This window comes from Spirosoma litoris, from assembly GCF_054776755.1.
Genome location: NZ_BAAHBI010000023.1, coordinates 70,052 through 89,785 on the forward strand (window position 1 = coordinate 70,052; position 19,734 = coordinate 89,785).

The window sequence follows — 19,734 nt, forward strand, 5'->3', positions numbered from 1 at the left end:
TATGATGTAGTCTATATGATTGCCCGCAAATTCGATTATACACATCCTACATCATATATCATACATCATTAAGCTATTGGCTCCATTCAGTTGGGGTGCGATCCCAGCGATGGCCTTTCAATTCACGCAATACTTCGGGCGATAGACCAGCTCCGTCACTTGCTGCAATATTAGCCTCTACGTTCCGAATCTGGCGCATACCGGGAATGGTTGTGTGTACATCAGGGTTGCTCAGGATAAAGCGCAGGGCCATTTCGGGCATAGTCATACCAGCCGGAATCAGTGGCCGAAGCGCGTCGGCATGATCGACACTACTGTTCAAATTCTCCGGTACGAAATAGGTCGAACGCCAGTCGCTGGCTGGAAAGGTAGTTTCTTTGGTGAACGTGCCCGTTAGGGTGCCTTCGTCGAATGGGACGCGGGCAATGACACCAATGTTCATTTCGCGGCAAAGGGGAAACAGGTTATCCTCGGGGTTCTGGTCGAAGATGTTATAAATAACCTGAACGGCGTCGATGAGCCCAGTGCGGATGGTATTCAGGCAGTTGTCCGGTTCCCAACGGTTCACTGACAGTCCCCAGGCGCGCACTTTTCCCTGTTGGGTTAATTTTGTGATGGCCTCCTGCCATTCGTCCTGCTCGGCCCAACTGTCTTCCCAGACGTGAAATTGCTGTAGATCAATGGTGTCAACACCGAGATTTTTCAGGCTTTTTTCGGTGTATTCAACAATGTAATCGGCAGGGAAAACGTCTTCCAGCTTAAATTCGGGCTTTGATGGCCATTTACGATTTTTAGGTGGAATTTTGGTGGCTGCGTATAACTGCTTGTCGGGGTTATTTTTTAGCAGTTGGGCGAGAATTTCTTCACTGACGCCATCGGCATAGGCCCAGGCTGTATCGAAAAAATTGCAACCTAGTTCAACCGAGCGTTGAAGAGCCCGCAGCACTTCTTCTTTATCAGAACCAGTCCAGCCGGCCAGTCCCCACATGCCATAGCCAATTTCAGACACTTGCCAGCCCGTTCGGCCAAAAGTACGGTAATTCATAAAGTAAGGGTTTATTATTTAAACACAGAGAACATAGAGTTTTAAAGCTATTTTGGCTCTCTTAACAAAGCTGGAATTGATTGTTTTTTGTCATTCCGACGAAAGGAGGAATCCGCTCCGGCGGCCCGGTCAAGCTTGACTAATATGCGACTTCGAGATTCCTCCTTTCGTCGGAATGACAAAAAATAACCCCATTTTCAGGCAAAAAAAGAGAGTTTTACTAGCTTATATTTCTAAGGGAATGAGTCCTGTGCCATCAAAAGTAGGAAGTAAGTTGTTAAACGAATGACTAATTTAAAACTTAGTATTCTACGTGTCTCTGTGGTTAAAAATAAAATTATGTTGGTTCGTATTGTTCGTATGACGTTTCAGGAAGGGAAACTCGCTGACTTCCACACTATTTTTGATGCATCGAAGCAGCATATCCGCTCGTTTCCAGGTAATTGTCATCTACAACTTCTCCGTGATCCTGACCAGCCCAATGTTCGCATGACCTATAGCTTATGGACGTCTGCCGAGGCACTCGAAGCCTACCGAAAAAGTGAGCTGTTTCGCACAACCTGGGCCGCTACCAAGGCCTTATTTGCCGAACGGGCCGTAGCTTTTTCGGGCGAACAACTAGAAGAAGTTGGCTCGCTGATGAGTTGAGTAAAACCACTTACTGTTTGCCTTCTGCATGATGAGAAACTAACTGTGAACTCCTCATGAATCGCTGGCTTTCTGTTGTTTATCTGACTGTCTGTCTGCTAATCTGCCTGGCCTCTTCATGGGCATTTGCACAAACAACAACTACCCTGACCGGTACTGTAGCCGATGCCACAACAGGTAAAGCCATGCCGTTTGCCAATGTATACCTCAATGGTAGTACACGTGGCACCGTCACAAACGAACAAGGCTATTATTCACTCTCCGGCGTACCGCTGGGTACAGTTGAAATCGTGGCCTCTTTTGTTGGATACCACCCGCAACAACGGCTGTTGCGTCTGGATGCCAATCAAAATAACAAAGCCAATTTTCGCCTTAAACCTAGCGACCAAACACTGCTGACAGTAACCGTTCGGGGTAATCAGAAGAAATGGGAGCGTCACCTTCGGCAATTTAAACGTCAGTTGCTCGGCGAGCCTTTTGGGAGTCAATGCCTGATTATGAACAGCGATGTGCTCAGCTTCAAAGAAGAGGCTGGGCAATTAAAGGCAACGGCATCAGAACCTCTTGTTATTGAAAATCAGGCGTTAGGCTACAAGTTGAGATACGAGCTTCTGTATTTCGATGGGTCGTTCAAGAAGGTGTATTATGCCGGTACCATCCATTTCGAAGAAATGAAACCCGCTGATGAGCGACAGGCGAAGCGATTCCGGCGAAATCGGATGATTGCCTACAAAGGTTCCGTCCGGCATCTGATGGCCAGTCTGGTCGAAGGAAACTATGAAAAGGAGGGCTTTCTGGTTTATCAGGAAGACCCTACAGTACTACCGATGAAATCAATAGCCAACCGGATCGTTCTGGCTGGTTCGATTGGGACAGATACAACCAAAGGGCATTTGTTACCCTTGAAATTGAAGGAGTTAATCCGGCCAGGTCGGCTCCCGTTCGAACGGCAATTGGTATCAGACAAGACATTGATCGTGTTTTATACAAATGCCGTATCGCTGTATTCGCCGTATATGGATGCTCGTTACGCCTATTCAGAAATCAAATTACCCGCACAGCAATTACAATTGACGACGGACGGAACCATCACAATACCTAATGGGATGTTGATTTCGGGTTCGTTGTCCGACGACCGTCTGTCGACCATGCTTCCCGCCGATTGGCAGCCAGCAAGCGGAGATATTGATCCAGTTACCAATGCGCCCATTGTTGCTCAGGGGCGATTTTTGTTGCCCGATGCCCGCCAGAAGCGGATTGCGGATGCGTTTAACGAGCGCTTTCGGGTGTTGGCTCCGTCGATATTCGTGCACACCGATAAACCATTCTATGCTACCGGCGACCGGATGTGGTTGAGTGCCTATTTACTCGATGCTGCTACGAACCGTCGACCTTTGGGCGAAACGGCCATGCATGTAGATGTGTTAACGCCAACGGGTAAACTCGTGCAGCATCAATGGCTACGGGTAACGGATGGACGGGCAGTAGGAAGCTTTAGATTCTCAGACTCTCTGATGTCGGGCACGTATCGGTTGCGCGCTTATACGGATGAAGATGACGGGCAAATTCGGCCTGCTTTTGAGCGGTCAATTGCCGTGAATAACTTAGGTCAAACTTCAGTAATGAAGTCGATCGATGCAGAACCCAAACCGTTGGATGTACAGGTTTTGCCCGAAGGAGGGCGCTGGATTATCGGTTTGCCAGCCCGTTTGGGCGTTAAACTGGTTGATCCGGATGGAAAAGGCGTCATGGCATCGGGACGGGTCGTTACGAACGAAGGCAAGGAGATTTGCCCGGTAACGGTCAATGCGTTCGGGATGGGAAGTTTTGTGATGACGCCCGAAGCGGATAAAAAATACTATGCCGATGTTGTCCATAATGGTCAGCATCAACTGGTACCGCTCTCTCCGGCCGAAAAGGAGGGCTACAACTTTTCGGCTGATGTTGTTAGCGATACAAATCGATTGGCCCTAACGATTACCGGAACAAATTTACCTTCGCTAGACTCGGTGTACGTGCTTATCCAGCAACGGGGTCGCCTGGTCGATCAGCGGAAAATCCTATTACAGAATGGAATCGCTCGGGTGAGTTTGCCCGTAGAAGGGCTACCAGCGGGCTTGAATCAGATTACACTTTATAACGCAGCCGCCCGACCCCAGGCTGAGCGACTCGTATTTATTCCGGATCATTTCCCCCCTTTGCGGGTGTTGGTGGGCCTGAATAAGCCCCTTTATAAACCTCGTGAACAGGCTATTTTGAGTATCAACATGAGTGATGAAGGACTGCCAACGATGGCTGTTTTGTCGGCCTCGATTACCGATGCGGGTCAAGTTCCTGACGATACGGCTTCGGCCACGATCCAAACCCATCTATTGCTGACAGGCGAATTAAGTGGACGGGTCGAGAGTCCTAATGTTTACCTGAAAGATAATTCACTCGAAACACGCCGGGCTGTTGATGATCTGCTGTTGACACAGGGCTGGCGACGGGTAAGTGGCACCTCATCGACCGAACTTCTGGGCGGGGTGTCGCTGATGGGGAAAGTGCTGAATGCGAAAAATCAACCTATATCGGGCGCTCAGGTGATGGTGGCTTCTACGGTGCCGGAGCATTCCTTTGTACGGTCGGCTGGCACAAACGATCGGGGGCGGTTTCGATTGGCGGGTCTGGAAATTGCCGATACGGTGCAATTGATGACTCAGCTTGCCGATCACCAACTGAAAAACTTTGCCGATAAAGACGCTCATCTGGTATTGGATGGTCCCTGGACGTTCTGGAAACCTGATACAACGAACATTCCCGCTAACTGGACCAGCCTACACGCTCAATTAGCCGCTGCCCGGACTCGTCAGGAGAATGACGCCGATTTATACCGGGATAAAACAGTCAAACTTTTGCAAACTGTTACTGTTCGGGCCCGGAAACTGGACGAACGTCCGCTGGATGTGCAACGATCTAGTCTGCATAGCGAAGCCGATGCTACGCTTGTTTTCGATGAAAAATCCCCACGATTTGCCAATCTCTACGAAATGATGCGAGGGAAGGTGGCGGGTGTAAGTGTTACACAAGATCCGCTTACGCAGAATTATCATGTAGTAGTTCGGGGGGTAGGTACGCTGAAAAGTAGTTCACAGCCCTTGTATTTAGTTGATGGAGTGACCATTCAGGATAATGACGGGACGGCTTTACTAACCTTTAACCCGGGTGATATAGAGCGTATCGAAGTCCTGAAAAATGGTGGAACAGCAGGTATATATGGTGTTCGGGGTGGCAATGGCGTTATTGCCTTTTACACGAAACGTTTCCGGCCCGATCAACAGAAAAGTACCGAAAAAGGCGGCATGAAACCCTTGCAACTTATTGGCTATGCCTCGGTTCAACGGGAGTTCTATATGCCAAAATATTCCGCCGAGACCCAAACGTCTTCGGCGTCGGATCGTATTGATCGCCGTGATGTACTCTATTGGAAACCACTGATACAGACCGATAGCGAGGGCCACAGCCAGTTAATTTTCCCGATGTCGGATGTTGTACGGACGCTGCGTATAACGTTACAGGGTGTTACTGAAAATGGTCGCCCCATTGCTGTAACCGAATTGATCCGGGTGCAATAATCAACGGGCTATTTTCCCCAGGCTGGCGTTGGGGTAGTGGCATCAAATAACTCATCAAGGTAATAGTCCCGGCGGTCGCGTTTATCGCATTCATCACCCCCGATCGGGTAACGGCAGGTGGCATAAACGGCTACATTATCGGGGTTCATTAAACTGACGTAGGCGCCATTGGGGAATTTATCTGTTTTGTGCGCCCGATTCAGCAGGCAATGGCCCAATTCATGAAAAACCAGGCATTCCCGCTCATTCGTACTGGCTGTTTTCCAGCAAAAGTCATCAGAACTCAGGGTAATTTGGGGCGTTTTACCAGCCTGGAGGATACACTGACCACAAACATCTTCAGTTTGGGCCGATCCAAAGGAAATAATCAGATTGGCCGTCGAAATGGATTTATTACGCTTGCTAGCCTCATCCCGAAACGATTTCAGGTACGGTTCAACTTCCACAGGCACACTGTACTGAACCGGCTCTGGTTGCGAACTGGACTGGCAACTCGCTATACTCAGGAAAATAAATAAGATGACGAGCGAACGCATAGGGTTATAAGCATCTGGCGCGAGTATTTACTCGTGCCTTTTATAGCAAGCATTCGCTTGCGTCAGTGAATACTGACTTTACAAAAAAAGCACGAGTAAATACTCGCGCTAGAATTAAAAAAATATATACTTTTACACCATAAAAGTATATAAAATGAGCAAAAAATATAAAGTTAGAGATCAGTCAAAAGTTTACTTCGTAACATGCACTGTTGTTCAATGGATTGATGTGTTTACCCGTCGCCACTACAAAGATATTGTGCTCGATAGCATACGTTATTGTATAGCCGAGAAAGGTTTGGAAGTATATGCTTACTGCCTGATGACAAATCACCTGCATATGATTGTTGGGACAAATAAAAACCCAATCGAGCATATTATGCGCGATATGAAACGGCACACCTCTACTTTGTTATTTCCTATCATTGAGCAGGATAGTGAAGAAAGTCGCCGGAATTGGATGTGCTGGATTTTCAAGCGAGCGGGCCATCAGAACCCTGCGAATAATGGCCATCAATTATGGCAACAGGGGTTTCATTCAATCGAGTTATCTACAGGCAATATATTTGAACAGAAGCTCGCTTACATTCATAATAATCCTGTAGAGGCCGGATTTGTGGACGAGCCAGAAGATTACCTGTATAGTAGCGCCCGCAACTATGCTGGACGAAAGGGATTGATTGATGTGATCGTGTTATAAATGATGTTTTAGCTCTGGCGCGAGTAGTCACTCGTGCCTTTTCATAAAGCAAGCATTCGCTTGCGTCAGTAAATACTGATTTTATAAAAGGCACGAGTGAATACTCGCGCCAGTCTACAGCGCCAGAACTAAAACGTCATTACATAATATTGGCAAAGAAACGTCTGGCCAAATTCATGAATCTGACGTTGATGGGTTGGTTTGAAGCCATAGCGTTCGTAAAACTGCATGAGTTTGGGTCGACTTGCATCGGTCTCTAGTTCCAGGGTTCGTATGCCTCGTAACATACATTCGCTTTTCCAGAAATCAATGATAGCCGCAAATAAATTTTGCCCGGCAAAAGCCCGACGAATAGCCAGCTTGTGAATAAAACTGGATGTGTTGGGCGGTACATCGGGCCAATAGAGTGGATCTTCCCATTGAAGAATGAATACGGCAGCAGGCTCTGGGGCTGTGCCATCTTCCCGGTCGGCATACATCACGTACAAGTTACCCGTTGTGTATTCATCCAGAAGATTTTCAGGAGTAAGCGTATCAATTTGCCAGAGTTCCTGACCATTGTCGACAAGCCATTGACCAACCTCGCGTAATACATCAAACGCTACGTTTATCTTGTCGTTTCGGAAGGAGAATTTCATCGGGAAGAAAGCAGGTTGTTTGTTGGAAAACTAAGTAAAATTAGCTTGTCGAATCCCTCTGGCTAACAAGGCTCTGAGGCTCGATAACATTCGGAATAGCTTACAAGTTAAGCCAATATGACTGACTTAAACAAAACAATCCTACCGTCGCTGGGTAGCGGCCTGATTGGTGCCTGTGCACTAACGATCTTGCATGAAACAGCTCGCCAATTCATTGATGAGGCACCAAGAGCTGACATTCTGGGAATGCGGGCGATGAAGAAGGTGCTCAAAAAAGCAGATGTCAACGTACCTTCTGATAATAAACTGCATGACTGGGCATTAGGGGGAGATATAGTGTCGAACACGCTTTACTACAGCCTGATAGGCCTAGCGAAACCCAAACATGCGCTGACTGCTGGCGTTGCTCTAGGCGTTGTAGCAGGGGCGGGTGCAGTAGGCTTACCTGGTCCACTGGGTCTAGGAACAGCACCCAGTAGCCGCACGCCAGCCACGACCGCCATAACTATTGGTTGGTATTTGATTGGTGGACTGGCCACGGCTGCCGCTTATCGATTTTTGAAGCGTAAGTAATATTGATTTTTACTGACAAACGATCTGTAATTTCCAGTAGCGATTCGTAGCCTGGGCAAGGCTTCCTGTCACAGAGACATTGAGATGGAAGTGGACCGACCTGCATGGATTCTGATCTGAAATTATCTTCTGTCGTTAACATTACCTTATATACTGACAAAGATTAACAGGCCAGAAAAATCCTGTTTTATCCTGTTAATCCTGTCAGAGTCTAACAAATCTCCGTTTTACAATCTTCTTCAGCTACTATCTCCGTTTCCAGCGTTGCGTGGCTAATTTTCTGGTGCTCAAGTCGATGGCGGGCGTCGTGTTTGAGTGCGACAATTTGGGAATCTGACAGACCCGGTTGTAGAACAAGGTGAGCTGTGAGGGCGTTTTCGGTTGTGCTCATGGCCCAGATATGCACGTGATGTACGTCTTTCACACCGTTTACCGCTCGCAGATCGGCCAGCACAGCCGCGAGGTCTATGTCGGTAGGAATACCGTCCATCGATAATCGCAGGCTATCGGTGAGCAACCGCCAGGTAGAGCCCATGATAATAATGGCAACGAGAATACCGATAACCGGGTCGAGCCAGGTCCAGCCTGTGTAGGTGATCAAAACACCAGCCACCACTACGCCCAGCGACACCAGCGCGTCGACAGCCAGGTGTAGATAAGCGCCTTTGGCGTTCAGATCGTGCTCTTTGTTTCGGAAAAACAACAGAGCCGACACCGTGTTGACAACAATGCCGACCGCAGCAACCCAGGCCACAGCACCGCCCGCTACAGGTTCGGGATGGCGAAATCGCTGGAGACTTTCCCAGAAAATGGCCCCAATCGTAATCAGCAGAATAACCGCATTGGTCAGTGAAGCCAGGACGGTACTCTTCCGGTAGCCATACGTAAAACTTGGTGTTTGCCGAACGCGTGCCAACCGAAATGCCAGTAGCGATAGTAATAAGCTCGCTACATCGCTGAGGTTATGGCCTGCGTCGGCAATGAGTGCCAGTGAGTTATAATAAAAACCTAATGCAAACTCAACGGCCACGTAGCCCGCATTCAGGATCGCGCCAATGATTAACGCTCGGTTGATAGATGTTAAAACAGTAGGGCCGTGGCTGTGGCCCGCGTGGTCGTGATGATCGTGCGCCATATAGCAAAGTCAGGGATGATCAGTCAGTTGTCAAATTTGGTCAGGCTTTGCCAGCAGGTAGGAATCTATGCTTGACAACTCCTGAGTAAATTTGACAACCGCCTGACCAATCAAAGTTTTAATTTAATACCTCCATTGATGATTCGGCCATCGGTTGGAGCATAGATATCGGTAACAAAAACAGGTTGTGTAGTCGTGCCACTCACGAGTGGTTCGAAGCGCGACTGACGCACATCGAGGAAATTCTCGAAGTTAATAAAAATGCTTCCTTTTGTATTTTTTCCAAACGACCATTTCCGTTCAATCATGTAGCCTAACGTCCAGTAAGCGGGTGTATTGGTACCATTCATGCGTTGTTGTGTGCCCGAATAAAAAGCCTCAAAACCGGTTTTTAACCGATCTGTTTCGTAGAGCGTGGTAAAATAGAGTCGGTGTTTGGCCGTCAGCGGAATCATGCCCGTCAGGTTGTCGTAATTACGTTTGGTGTCAATAAACGAATACCCCAGAAAGCTATGAAGGTCGTGATAAGTCAGTCGTACGTTTGTTTCAAAACCGCGGGTCGATAAATTTCCGTTGGCTGTACGAAAGGCCGCCAGACCACTTGTCGACAAAACCGTCAGGCGATTCAATTGAGTATAAAAAAACAACTGATTAATGGTCAAGGTGGTTTGATCGCCTAACTCAGTACGGTAATTAATGTCCCAGTTCAAGCCCATCGACGATTCGGTTTGGTTGCCATTCATCGATAGCAGATTAACGTTCTGGAAAGACATCCGCTCGGCATCTTCAGTGAAAATAGTGGGTGCTTTGTAGCCCAGTCCACCACCCAGTCGACTTGTCCAATGGTCGGCTGCCCGGTATAGCAACGAGAACCGAGGAAGCAAAAACAGTTTCGGACTGGAGAAGTTAGACGGCGTATTGACGTTCGTTGTCACGGCATCGGCCCGTAAGCCTGTTTCCAGACTGAATTGCTCGGAGAGGGTTAACGTGTTCTGAACAAAAGCACCTAAAATGGATTGGTGGTAAATGTCGCCTGTACTGACTGTGTTGAGGGAGTTTTCGAGCCGGAAAGCATCCGTCCACAGATTTACACCGGCAATCCAGTCGGTTTTTGATTGGTGTTTGAAATAACTCACCTCCGAAAAAGAGGATTGCTGCAACCCATCGAACATATAATTGGGCAGCGCTATCGATCGTTGGAAGCGACTGTAACTGTTTTTGACGGTCAACACCGCATCATTGGTAAACCGCTTTTCCAGCCGAAATTGAGTAGCTAATCGTCGGGAGTCATTCGCTTCGGTATATCCGGTCGATGTCTCGCTCCGAATGGTTGGAATATACCCTCCTGTTCGGTGCTCATTGACCCAGATCACCCCGGCCGAAACCGTTGTGGTTGGATTCGGGTACCAGAAAAACTTAGGCTGAATGGTTGTGCGGGCCGTTTGCGGCAGATCTGAAAATTGGTCGTTGTTGGCGTCGTAAGCTCGTTGCAGATTGCGGGTGGCGTAGAACGTCAGCCCCACTTTTTCGTTTCGTTGGGCATAATAGGCATTAAGATCAAGCCCGAGCGCCGACGTACCATTAAGCAGAAAAGACAATTCTCGTTCACGCGTTGGCTCTTTCGTTACTAAATTGACGAGTCCGGCAATGGCTCCACTTCCGTATAAGGTTGATTGACAGCCTTTCACAACTTCCACCTGTTTCAAATTCAGTGGAGGAACCTGCATCAGACTCAATCCGCTCGAAAAGCCACTATACAGCGGAAGCCCATCCTGTAGCAGTTGGGTATAACGACCATCGAGCCCCTGAATTCGGAACGTCGCATTGGCCGACATGACCGACGTTTGCTGAACCTGAATTCCTGGACTTTCACGCAGAATAACGGCAATATTGGCCGGTTGCATATTCACTTTTTCGTCGAGTTCTTCGGCGTCAATCACCTCAACCCGCGTTGGCTCGTCGGCAACACTACGGCCACTTCGGGTAGAGGAAACGGTGATTTCGTCCAGTGATTCCTCCGACGGTTTGAGGAAAATTTGCAGTGTATCGCTACTCGGTGCGATAAGCGTGTGCACAACTGACTCGAAACCAACAGCCGAAATACGCAGCCGGTAGGGGCCAGTTGGCGGCAGGCTCATTCGCGTAAAACCGGCAGTATCAGTCGCAGCACCAGTTGTGGTACCCACTACTAGAATCGTTGCACCGGGAATGGATTGCTTGGTGAGTGCATGCCGGATAGAAACGCGCAGGGTATCCTGGAGGAGAGGTTTATGGGAAGAGACCGGACTCAGGAATACTGTATTGCCCCAAACGGTCGAGGAAAAAAGTAGAAATAAAATAAGGTTTTTCATCCTGTATGGAGATACAATGGAACATAGCGGCTGATGGATGACCAGCCGGAAGAAAATCCATGAAAAACGCTTATAATTTGGGCGGTTGCCAGATGGCGAGCGCTACATCTGACTGATTGGGCGATTGGTACGCAAATGCCTGATTCGCAGGAATCAGGACACTTTGTAGCTCAGAGATTGTATAGCCAAGCGGCCGGGGAATTGAAAAGCCAAGACAGGTTGTGCAGTGGCAAAACGGGCTGCAGGGCGCTTTGTGCCCGTGGTCGGGATCGTTGGTCGAGTGAGCCGCCGATGAAGTATTAGTCAGTCTATCTTCTTGCGCATGACAGTCTGCATCCGGGCAAGGAAGACCCGTCAACAGCAGAATCCACAACGAGAAAAGACACATGACCGCTTTCATGCCCGCAAAGGTAGTGGGCCGAGTAATGCAACAGGTAGTCAAAAACAGGGCATATTATGAAGGAAAAGTGCTTTTTGACAGGATTAACAGGATTTTCAGGATTTTTACTGGCGAAAAAATAATTCGGATCGTATCCTCGGCCTGTATTCTCACCGTAGCCGTCAGGTTAAGCGGGCGGCCCCGCTGACAGCACGAGAACAGCTAATCAAAGTCTTAACCTGACGGCTATGGTGAGGATACAGACCAAGGGTGCAATACGGGTAAACAAATCATGGAAATCCTGTTAATCCTGTCGAAAAAACAATTCGGATCAAACAACGGCCAACAAGGGCAAATCGGTCAGGCGCGCCATGTGCTGGGTTCGGCCTTCGGCCAATAGCTTCTGAAACCAGTTTCGCGTTTTTGGGAGCATGATGATCAGATCAGCTTTGTTCAAATGCGCAAACCCTAGTAAGGTGTCGTAGAGTTCGTTGCTGATTTCAATGGTCAACGTATGTGGTTGGGTATTGAGTAGCCGCCGAATGTGTTCTGCCCGCTGATGTAGGTCGGCTTCGTTGGCTTCTTCGCTGATGCATAGCACATCGATCACGCTACCAAACAACCGGGCAAATTTCAGTGTCTTATCCAACACGACGGCGTCGGGAGGGGCGATTAGATCAATGCCGAGTACTATATTTTTCAGGCCCGTATAGGTAATGCCCGGTGGAATCAGTAAGATAGGTACTTCGGTTTCGGCAATCATTTCAGTGGCAAGACTACCCAGTAGTTGTGCACTTTGCGGGGCACTCCCTACTGTCGACATAATCAACAGATCGACTTGCTCGGCCTTGGTTACCTTCCAGATCGCATTCATGGTGTGCCCTTCCTGCGTTAGGCATCGGATGGGTACGGTTAAGCCCACCAATTCATGCAATTCAGCAGCCAGTCGATGCAGGGCTTTTTCACTGGCTTCCCGCGTGGCCTCTACAGACAGTGGGAAGTCGCCCACTTTAGCGGCATTATCTGGCCAGACATGAAACGCGTGAAACAAGATCAGGGTGGATTTTTGGTCGTAGGCCAGTTGAGCCGCAAATTGCGCTACCTGGTTGGCGTTGGCTGAAAAGTCGGTAGCTAAGAGGATGGTTTTCATGAGTAGTTTGCTGGTTGATTTATTGAGCCAGATACCCACCATCGATCGGATAATAGGAGCCGGTTACGAAGGACGATTTGTTGGAACTGAGCCAGATGACCAACTCGGCAACTTCTTCGGCTTTGCCTAAGCGACCAATTGGGTGTAAGCCAATTAGTTGTTGCTTCACTTCGGCAGACAGTATATTGAGTAACGGAGTATCAATGTAGCCCGGCCCAACGGCATTGATGCGAATGCCCTGCGACGCATACTCTATAGCGGCTGTTTGCGTAAGGCCAATCATGCCGTGCTTGGCGGTTACGTATCCCGGCGCACCCGCCGTGGCAACCTGCCCGAGTATCGAAGCCATATTGACAATACTGCCTGCACCCTGTTTCAGCATCACTTCCAGCTCGTATTTCAGACAGAAAAAAACACTGTTGAGGTTTACATTAATAATGTGTTGCCAGCCTTCCAGACTGTAATCAGCCGTCATATTCTGCTCCCCACCAATGCCCGCGTTATTGCAGGCAATATCCAGCGAACCAAAGGTGGCAACGGTTTCTTGTACCAGCGCCTGGCACTGGGCTGGGTCGCCGACATCGGCTTTGAGAAAGCGGGCATTCGCCCCAATGGCTTTTAGTTCATCGGCTACTTGTTGTCCCTGGGCTTCATCTATATCCGACAGCATCACATTGGCCCCATGCTGGCCATAAAGAAGGGCTACTGCCTTGCCAATACCCGAAGCGGCACCGGTTACCAGCGCTGTCTTTCCTTTTAAGTCTTGTTCCATGCTCATAAACGACTAAGTAAATCCGAAAAAATAGGGTCCATCAAACCAGTTCGTTACCCCTGTTTGATGGCTCAAAGTACGTTGTAAGTAATTGGATATTAGTTGACTAACGGCAGGGGTTGAACTGATATAAGTCAGGTGTTCGTAGGATGAAAACGCCTGTATTTTTCATACTCGCCGGGTTAAAACCCGGCGCAAAAACAAAGAATGGATCAGATGCGTCGGGTTTTAACCCGGCGAGTATGAAAAAATATCAGCAATTAATTCGCTCAGCTCAATAGGCCGAAAGAGATGGGATTACGTGTATTTCTTGTTTTTGCCAGCGCAATACGGTTAGTTTGTGTTAACGTTCTTTGTTTTCCGTCAAATTAGCTAATGGTTTTCCTGAGAGGTTCAGGAAATGAAAAAGGAATCGTGTGAAATTCACGAGCAGACGTTGCTACTGTCAGTGACCATTTAGAAAAGGGTTTGCCCTCGATGTCCATTGTCTTACCCATCGGTTCGCCGAAACGGGCGGGATGAGAAGGACGGCAGATACCGTCACAAGCCAGGAGACTTGCCTTAGCTTTGCTGATTACGCCCACACGCGATTGGGCTTCATCAAACTTGACCATCCTATCTTTTTCCTGCTTCGTTCTGGGGCCTGGTTAGGTGTGTCGTGTTGATAAAGTGTTGATAACGTGGTAAGCGTATGGAGTTCGGCATCGAACGCGATCAACCATTTTATCATTTATTAACATGATCGCACACAATCTCGGCTATCCACGAATCGGTAGCCACCGCGAACTCAAACGGGCCTCTGAGCAATTCTGGGCCAACAAAATCACCCGTCAGCAGCTTCAGGACGCCGGTCGAATTATCCGACAAGGCAACTGGCTGACCCAACAGCAGGCTGGCATTACGCTGGTTCCCTGCAACGACTTTTCGTTCTACGATCAGGTGCTCGACATGTCCCTGACCGTTGGCGCGATACCGAAGCGGTTTCGCCCGCTGCTCGACCAGCCTGATGCGGCCCACCAAAACGCTGACCAGCTAACGCTCTATTTCGCTATGGCGCGGGGCCATCAGCAGGATGGACTGGATCTGAAAGCGATGGAAATGACTAAGTGGTTCGATACCAACTATCACTACATTGTACCGGAGTTTACTGCCGACCAGACCTTTACGCTTCTCTCAGAGAAAATTTTTGACGAGTTCGAAGAGGCCAGACAAACGCTGGGAACTACACCCAAACCTGTATTGCTGGGGCCGGTTTCGTATCTGTTACTCGGCAAAGAGAAAGAAGTTGGTTTCGACCGATTGGATTTACTGGATCGCCTACTGCCTGTTTATGAAGCGATTTTGACGCGTCTGCAAGCGCAGGGAGCCAACTGGATTCAACTCGATGAACCGACGCTCTCACTGGATTTGACGAATGACCAACGAGCCGCTTTTGCAAAAACCTACAATCGATTGCGGGTACAATTCCCGAAACTTAATTTGCTGTTAGCGTCGTATTTCGAGTGCTACGGGGCTAACCTGAATCTGGCTATTCAATTGCCGGTCGATGCCCTGCATTTGGATCTGGTCCGGTGCCCAAGTCAGTTAGACGATATTCTGCAAACCGATTTCGTGCACAAATCAACGAAGTTGTCGTTGGGTGTGGTTGACGGACGAAACATCTGGATCAATGATCTGGAAAAATCGAAGGCAACCCTTCAGCGGGCCGTTGAGAAACTTGGCCAGCACCGAATTCTGGTTGCACCGTCATGTTCGTTAGTACACGTCCCTGTCGATCTGAACTCGGAAACCAACGAGCAGGGATTAACCCCCGAAATTAAGCAGTGGCTGGCCTTTGCCCGGCAGAAACTGGACGAAGTCGCCACACTCGTTACGCTATTCCGGCAGCCCAAGAACGCCCAGGCAACGGCAACATTAGCCGCAAATCAGGCTGCGTTAGTGGCCCGTCGGGAATCGACATTGATTAATCGCCCTGCTGTTCAGGCACGTCTGAATCAGTTGACAGAGAAAGACGACCAACGTCAGGGTGAGTTTGCTGTGCGCCAGCCGCTACAACAGGCACGTCTACAATTGCCTTTATTTCCAACAACTACGATTGGCTCGTTCCCGCAAACGGAAACCGTGCGCGCCAATCGAGCGAAGTTTAAAAAAGGCGAAATCACGCTCGACCAATACGAAGATTTTATTCGCGCCGAAACCGAGCAGGCTATTCGCTGGCAGGAAAAAATTGGCCTGGATGTGCTGGTGCATGGCGAGTTTGAGCGGAACGACATGGTTGAGTATTTCGGCGAACTGCTCGACGGGTTTGCCTTCAGCGAAAACGGCTGGGTGCAGAGTTATGGCTCTCGTTGCGTGAAACCGCCGATTATTTACGGTGATGTTTATCGGCCTGAACCCATGACCGTGCGTTGGGCGCAATTTGCTCAGTCGTTAACGAGCAAACCCGTTAAAGGAATGCTGACTGGCCCGGTAACCATTCTGCAATGGTCGTTTGTGCGGGATGATCAGCCGCGCCGGGATACCTGTTTGCAAATTGCACTGGCTATTCACGATGAAGTAGTCGATCTGGAAGCGGCTGGTATTCGGGTTATTCAGATTGACGAACCGGCTATTCGGGAGGGATTGCCGCTGCGGAAAGACAACTGGAAAACCTATCTGGACTGGGCCGTACGGGCGTTTCGGATTTCGGCTTCTGGCGTTCAGAACGACACGCAAATTCACACCCACATGTGCTATTCGGAGTTCAACGACATGATCGAAGCCATCGCGAACATGGATGCCGATGTGATCACGATTGAAACGTCGAGGTCGCAAATGGAATTGTTGGATGCGTTTGTCAATTTTAACTATCCGTACGAAATTGGTCCTGGCGTGTACGACATCCATAGCCCGCGTGTACCAACAATTGAGGAAATGGTCGATCTGCTTCAAAAAGCGACTAACGTGCTGCCTGTTCGAAACTTATGGGTAAATCCAGACTGTGGATTGAAGACGCGCCGTTGGCCAGAAACGACTGAAGCCCTGAAAAATATGGTGCAGGCCGCCCAAACAGCGCGCGAATTAGTTACTGAGTCTGTATGATCATAAATAAGTGGTCTTCTGCCAACTAGTTGGCAGAAGGCTTACCTTTGCAATATGGATTTCTGCGGACCTTACGACAAATACCTTGCTGAGCATAATCAGGAGTTCCTGCATGCCCCATTAATAGCCGGTTGGGAGTTCAGACAGAAAACAACCCCAGTTGCTGAAAGAGTAGAAGCAGCAGGGTGGATGTCGTTGGCCAAAGCACAGGACTGGAAGTTACCCGCATCAATTCGACGTGAGTTGCTAAGCAATACAATGGTCATTATAGTTACGGATCTTGACCAGCTTATTCAGTATGTGAATCCTGCATTTGAGACAATGACGGGTTATTCCAGCCGGGAGACCTTAGGACGCAGACCCGCTTTTTTGCAAGGGGAAGGTACGTCTATGCGAGCACGACGGCATATCAGGCAAGGTGTTGAACGGCAGAAGTTAGTACGTGGACAGTTGTTGAATTATCGAAAAGACCAAACTGCTTATCTGTGTCAGATCGTGATTCGGCCCATCGTAAATCGGCAGAAACAAGTAGTCAATTTCATTGCCTTTGAACAGGAGGTCGAATCGAATGGAACACCCATCGTCCGGTAAACACGAACACACCGCTTGTCCCCGCTGCCATCGTACATTCGAGTGCCGCGTTGGAAGCATCAATTTGTGCCAATGTCAGGTAGTGCAATTGACGGATGCCCAGCGGCAGTACGTCAGTTCGACTTACCAGGGCTGTTTGTGCGCTGACTGTCTGTTGGCTGTCCGAACAGAATTCAATCACCTGGCTCACCAGAAACTAGTAGCAGATTTATTACGTGGACATTAACGAAACGCCAGAAATAAAGACCCGAATCGCAGCGGCCGAAACCCGAATTTTCAAAGCTGTTTTTCCCAGCACAACCAATCATTACGATACGCTTTTTGGAGGCACCGCCCTGCAACTGATGGACGAAGTGGCGTTTATTGCCGCCACTCGGTTTTCCCGGAAGCGCATGGTCACGGTTTCGTCCGACAAAATCAATTTTACCAAGTCGATTCCGGCGGGTACGATTATCGAGCTGGTTGGTCGGGTCGAACATGTGGGAAATACTAGTATTCGGATCGCGGTAGAAATTTACGTCGAAGAAATGTACTCGATGGAGCGCCATAAGGCCATTCATGGAACGTTCACGTTCGTGGCGCTCGACGAGGATAAGAAGCCAATTCGCATTATCTAGAAAAGCGTTTTTCTGACAGGATTAACAGGATTTACAAGGTTTTTACAGGCGAAAACCCGTCTTATTAATCTTGTAAATCCCGTAAATCCTGTCAGAAAAAAAAGCATATCCGGTTACCGGAAATCATGCATTATAAACTGACAACAACACTTAAAAAAGCAGATACCGAAGGTCGAATCCCAGCTTATACACTAGATCAATACATTCGGGGTGAATTAGCACAGCAATTAATCAAGTTGGTGAGCCCCCGCCTGCCCGTTGCCCGAACCGATAAACCAGCTCATGAGAATCCGGAAACGGTTGAGTTTATGGCGGAGCTGACGTTGCTGAAATCACACCAATGGCAACAACTAAAACGATCGCTGCTGGAAACTCTCGAATCGCTACCCGCTGAACGACAACTTTCGGTTCAACAGTTAATCCGGGAAGTTGATCAGGATTAAATGTCGATACAAATCTTCGTAGTCTGGTTGTTGGTGCGTCTGGTCAGACTACGAGCACATAAGAAGAAAAACGGTTTTTCGACAGGATTAACAGAATTTTCAGGATTTATTGGCCGGAAATATCAGCAAAATAAATCCTGAAAATTCTGTTAATCCTGTCAAAAAAAGAACTTGTCCTACACCCTATCGTGCCTTACCTTTGCCCCTGATGAAAATCGCATTGGTCTATATTCTCCTGATCGCAACCTTGCTGCCAACAGTCAGCCAGTGGGGGACCATTGCCTATTATCACGCCAATAAGGATTACATCGCCCGCGTCCTTTGCGAAAACCGCGATAAGCCCGAAATGCATTGTGATGGAAAATGCTATCTGGCTAAAAAGCTGAAGGCTCAGGAGGATCGACAGGACAAAGAGACGGCTACCCGTCTGGAGCACATGCCAGTCATTACCCTGTTTTGCGCTGACTTCAGTACGTTTCTGATCGTGCCACAAACCATTCGTTTGTTGGTCAGCCAATTGCCACTTTATTTACTATCGGCGTACCGTGCACCCTTAGGGGCCCTTTTTCAGCCTCCCCAGATTTAATCTTTCACATCTTGCCCCCTAATCTTTGGCGGTTTTCTCATGCCAAAGGCTAATCCATTGTGTCTTGTAATGAGCCGGATTATGGGTGGCCCGTAGGGCCTTTACAGCGTAGCGTCGGTAGAAAGAATCGATTTCAAAGACAAAATGTGCCGTTAGGTACATAACAATTGCGTACCTAACGGCACACGTTATCTATAACTAGGGGCTTTTCTACCGACGCTATGCTGTGAAGGCCCTAATGGGCCAAAACAGACACAGTCTAATCCTGAATTCACATTAAGGGTTATTCAGAGGCCTATGGTATTACTAGTCTGATTGATAATTGATTACTGAGGTCTTCTTCTGATCTACTTTTTGCTGTTAAAAACTTCATGAGGACATTTGTACTCTACATACTGCTGTTTGCAACGCTGCTACCGATGGTTAGTCCATGGGGAATCATTGCGCATTATCAGCTCAATAAAGAGTACATTGCCCGTGTCCTTTGCGAAAATCGCGATAAGCCCCAATTGCATTGCGATGGTAAATGCTATCTGGCTAAACAGTTAAAGACACAGCAGGAAAAGCAGGACAAAGAGACCACTGAGCGAGTACAGAATTCGCCAGTTATGCAACTGTTTTGTCAGGTAAGCTTTTCCTTCGAGTTTCTTCCCGCCTGGCAATTGATCCTGTGTGCTGGGTTTTCAGCGTATTGCTTTCCGGCTTACATCGCTCCGTTAGCGAGCCTGTTTCAGCCACCCCGAGTTTAAGTCGTTTTCGCCAAAGACCGATAAGCTGGACTGTTGAAAAAGAATGGTCTTACGAACCTTACATGTCTGAAAATTCAAATTCTCGACTTAAACTAATCATATTGTGAAAATTTATAAGTTACTCAT

19 protein-coding genes and 1 riboswitch are annotated in these 19,734 nt (G+C 48.4%); of the genes, 11 read left to right on the forward strand and 8 right to left on the reverse strand.

Features of this window, described 5'->3' with window-relative positions; all coding sequences use genetic code 11:
- Positions 1 to 73: 73 nt before the first annotated feature.
- Positions 74 to 1,045 carry an aldo/keto reductase gene (locus ACYVGR_RS15395; RefSeq protein ID WP_460958158.1) on the reverse strand — a complete coding sequence of 324 codons (972 nt, stop codon included), beginning with the start codon at positions 1,043 to 1,045 and terminating at the stop codon, positions 74 to 76.
- 339 nt (positions 1,046 to 1,384) lie between these two features.
- Between ACYVGR_RS15395 and ACYVGR_RS15400 the strand changes: the two genes are divergently transcribed.
- Positions 1,385 to 1,693 carry a putative quinol monooxygenase gene (locus tag ACYVGR_RS15400; RefSeq protein WP_460958427.1) on the forward strand — a complete coding sequence of 103 codons (309 nt, stop codon included), beginning with the start codon at positions 1,385 to 1,387 and terminating at the stop codon, positions 1,691 to 1,693.
- A 56-nt stretch (positions 1,694 to 1,749) separates the two neighbouring features.
- Entirely contained in the window at positions 1,750 to 5,307 is a 3,558-nt protein-coding gene (locus ACYVGR_RS15405; protein ID WP_460958160.1) for a carboxypeptidase-like regulatory domain-containing protein, read from the forward strand.
- Between the two features lie 8 nt (positions 5,308 to 5,315).
- Here ACYVGR_RS15405 and ACYVGR_RS15410 read toward each other — a convergent pair whose 3' ends face one another.
- Entirely contained in the window at positions 5,316 to 5,843 is a 528-nt protein-coding gene (locus tag ACYVGR_RS15410; protein WP_460958162.1) for a hypothetical protein, read from the reverse strand.
- 154 nt (positions 5,844 to 5,997) lie between these two features.
- Between ACYVGR_RS15410 and ACYVGR_RS15415 the strand changes: the two genes are divergently transcribed.
- Positions 5,998 to 6,543, forward strand: a complete 546-nt coding sequence (locus tag ACYVGR_RS15415; protein ID WP_460958164.1) for an REP-associated tyrosine transposase — start codon at positions 5,998 to 6,000, stop codon at positions 6,541 to 6,543.
- Between the two features lie 128 nt (positions 6,544 to 6,671).
- On the opposite strand, the gene ACYVGR_RS15420 is transcribed toward ACYVGR_RS15415, so the two are convergent.
- Entirely contained in the window at positions 6,672 to 7,181 is a 510-nt protein-coding gene (locus tag ACYVGR_RS15420; RefSeq protein WP_460958166.1) for a GNAT family N-acetyltransferase, read from the reverse strand.
- A gap of 117 nt (positions 7,182 to 7,298) precedes the next feature.
- On the opposite strand from ACYVGR_RS15420, the gene ACYVGR_RS15425 reads away from it, so the two are divergent.
- A complete protein-coding gene (locus tag ACYVGR_RS15425; RefSeq protein ID WP_460958168.1) occupies positions 7,299 to 7,754 on the forward strand; it encodes a hypothetical protein in 456 nt (151 codons plus the stop codon).
- Positions 7,755 to 7,965: 211 nt separating this feature from the next.
- Here ACYVGR_RS15425 and ACYVGR_RS15430 read toward each other — a convergent pair whose 3' ends face one another.
- From ACYVGR_RS15430 to ACYVGR_RS15450, 5 genes are all read right to left on the reverse strand, one after another.
- Positions 7,966 to 8,889, reverse strand: coding sequence for a cation diffusion facilitator family transporter (locus tag ACYVGR_RS15430; RefSeq protein ID WP_460958170.1), 924 nt, complete (start codon positions 8,887 to 8,889; stop codon positions 7,966 to 7,968).
- 110 nt (positions 8,890 to 8,999) lie between these two features.
- Complete coding sequence (locus ACYVGR_RS15435) at positions 9,000 to 11,240, reverse strand: TonB-dependent receptor (RefSeq protein ID WP_460958172.1); 2,241 nt, start codon at positions 11,238 to 11,240, stop codon at positions 9,000 to 9,002.
- A gap of 70 nt (positions 11,241 to 11,310) precedes the next feature.
- A complete protein-coding gene (locus ACYVGR_RS15440; protein WP_460958173.1) occupies positions 11,311 to 11,640 on the reverse strand; it encodes a DUF6660 family protein in 330 nt (109 codons plus the stop codon).
- A gap of 310 nt (positions 11,641 to 11,950) precedes the next feature.
- Positions 11,951 to 12,769, reverse strand: a complete 819-nt coding sequence (locus tag ACYVGR_RS15445; RefSeq protein WP_460958175.1) for a universal stress protein — start codon at positions 12,767 to 12,769, stop codon at positions 11,951 to 11,953.
- Between the two features lie 19 nt (positions 12,770 to 12,788).
- Positions 12,789 to 13,541: an SDR family NAD(P)-dependent oxidoreductase gene (locus tag ACYVGR_RS15450; RefSeq protein ID WP_460958177.1), complete on the reverse strand. Its 753-nt coding sequence runs from the start codon at positions 13,539 to 13,541 to the stop codon at positions 12,789 to 12,791.
- 359 nt (positions 13,542 to 13,900) lie between these two features.
- A riboswitch (cobalamin riboswitch) is annotated at positions 13,901 to 14,119 on the forward strand.
- Positions 14,120 to 14,279: 160 nt separating this feature from the next.
- Between ACYVGR_RS15450 and metE the strand changes: the two genes are divergently transcribed.
- The 7 genes from metE (at position 14,280) to ACYVGR_RS15485 (ending at position 19,608) form a co-directional block, all read left to right on the forward strand.
- Positions 14,280 to 16,622 (forward strand): 5-methyltetrahydropteroyltriglutamate--homocysteine S-methyltransferase, encoded by a 2,343-nt coding sequence (gene metE, locus ACYVGR_RS15455; protein WP_460958179.1) that lies wholly within the window; start codon positions 14,280 to 14,282, stop codon positions 16,620 to 16,622.
- Between the two features lie 54 nt (positions 16,623 to 16,676).
- Complete coding sequence (locus ACYVGR_RS15460; protein WP_460958181.1) at positions 16,677 to 17,213, forward strand: PAS domain-containing protein; 537 nt, start codon at positions 16,677 to 16,679, stop codon at positions 17,211 to 17,213.
- Positions 17,191 to 17,439 carry a cysteine-rich CWC family protein gene (locus ACYVGR_RS15465; RefSeq protein ID WP_460958183.1) on the forward strand — a complete coding sequence of 83 codons (249 nt, stop codon included), beginning with the start codon at positions 17,191 to 17,193 and terminating at the stop codon, positions 17,437 to 17,439. The genes ACYVGR_RS15460 and ACYVGR_RS15465 overlap by 23 nt, the downstream gene beginning before the upstream one ends.
- Positions 17,429 to 17,830 carry an acyl-CoA thioesterase gene (locus ACYVGR_RS15470; RefSeq protein ID WP_460958185.1) on the forward strand — a complete coding sequence of 134 codons (402 nt, stop codon included), beginning with the start codon at positions 17,429 to 17,431 and terminating at the stop codon, positions 17,828 to 17,830. Before ACYVGR_RS15465 ends, ACYVGR_RS15470 begins: the two co-directional genes overlap by 11 nt.
- A 125-nt stretch (positions 17,831 to 17,955) precedes the next feature.
- A complete protein-coding gene (locus ACYVGR_RS15475; RefSeq protein ID WP_460958187.1) occupies positions 17,956 to 18,273 on the forward strand; it encodes a hypothetical protein in 318 nt (105 codons plus the stop codon).
- Between the two features lie 208 nt (positions 18,274 to 18,481).
- Complete coding sequence (locus ACYVGR_RS15480; RefSeq protein ID WP_460958189.1) at positions 18,482 to 18,859, forward strand: hypothetical protein; 378 nt, start codon at positions 18,482 to 18,484, stop codon at positions 18,857 to 18,859.
- Between the two features lie 371 nt (positions 18,860 to 19,230).
- Entirely contained in the window at positions 19,231 to 19,608 is a 378-nt protein-coding gene (locus tag ACYVGR_RS15485) for a hypothetical protein (protein WP_460958191.1), read from the forward strand.
- The last annotated feature ends 126 nt before the right edge of the window (positions 19,609 to 19,734 follow it).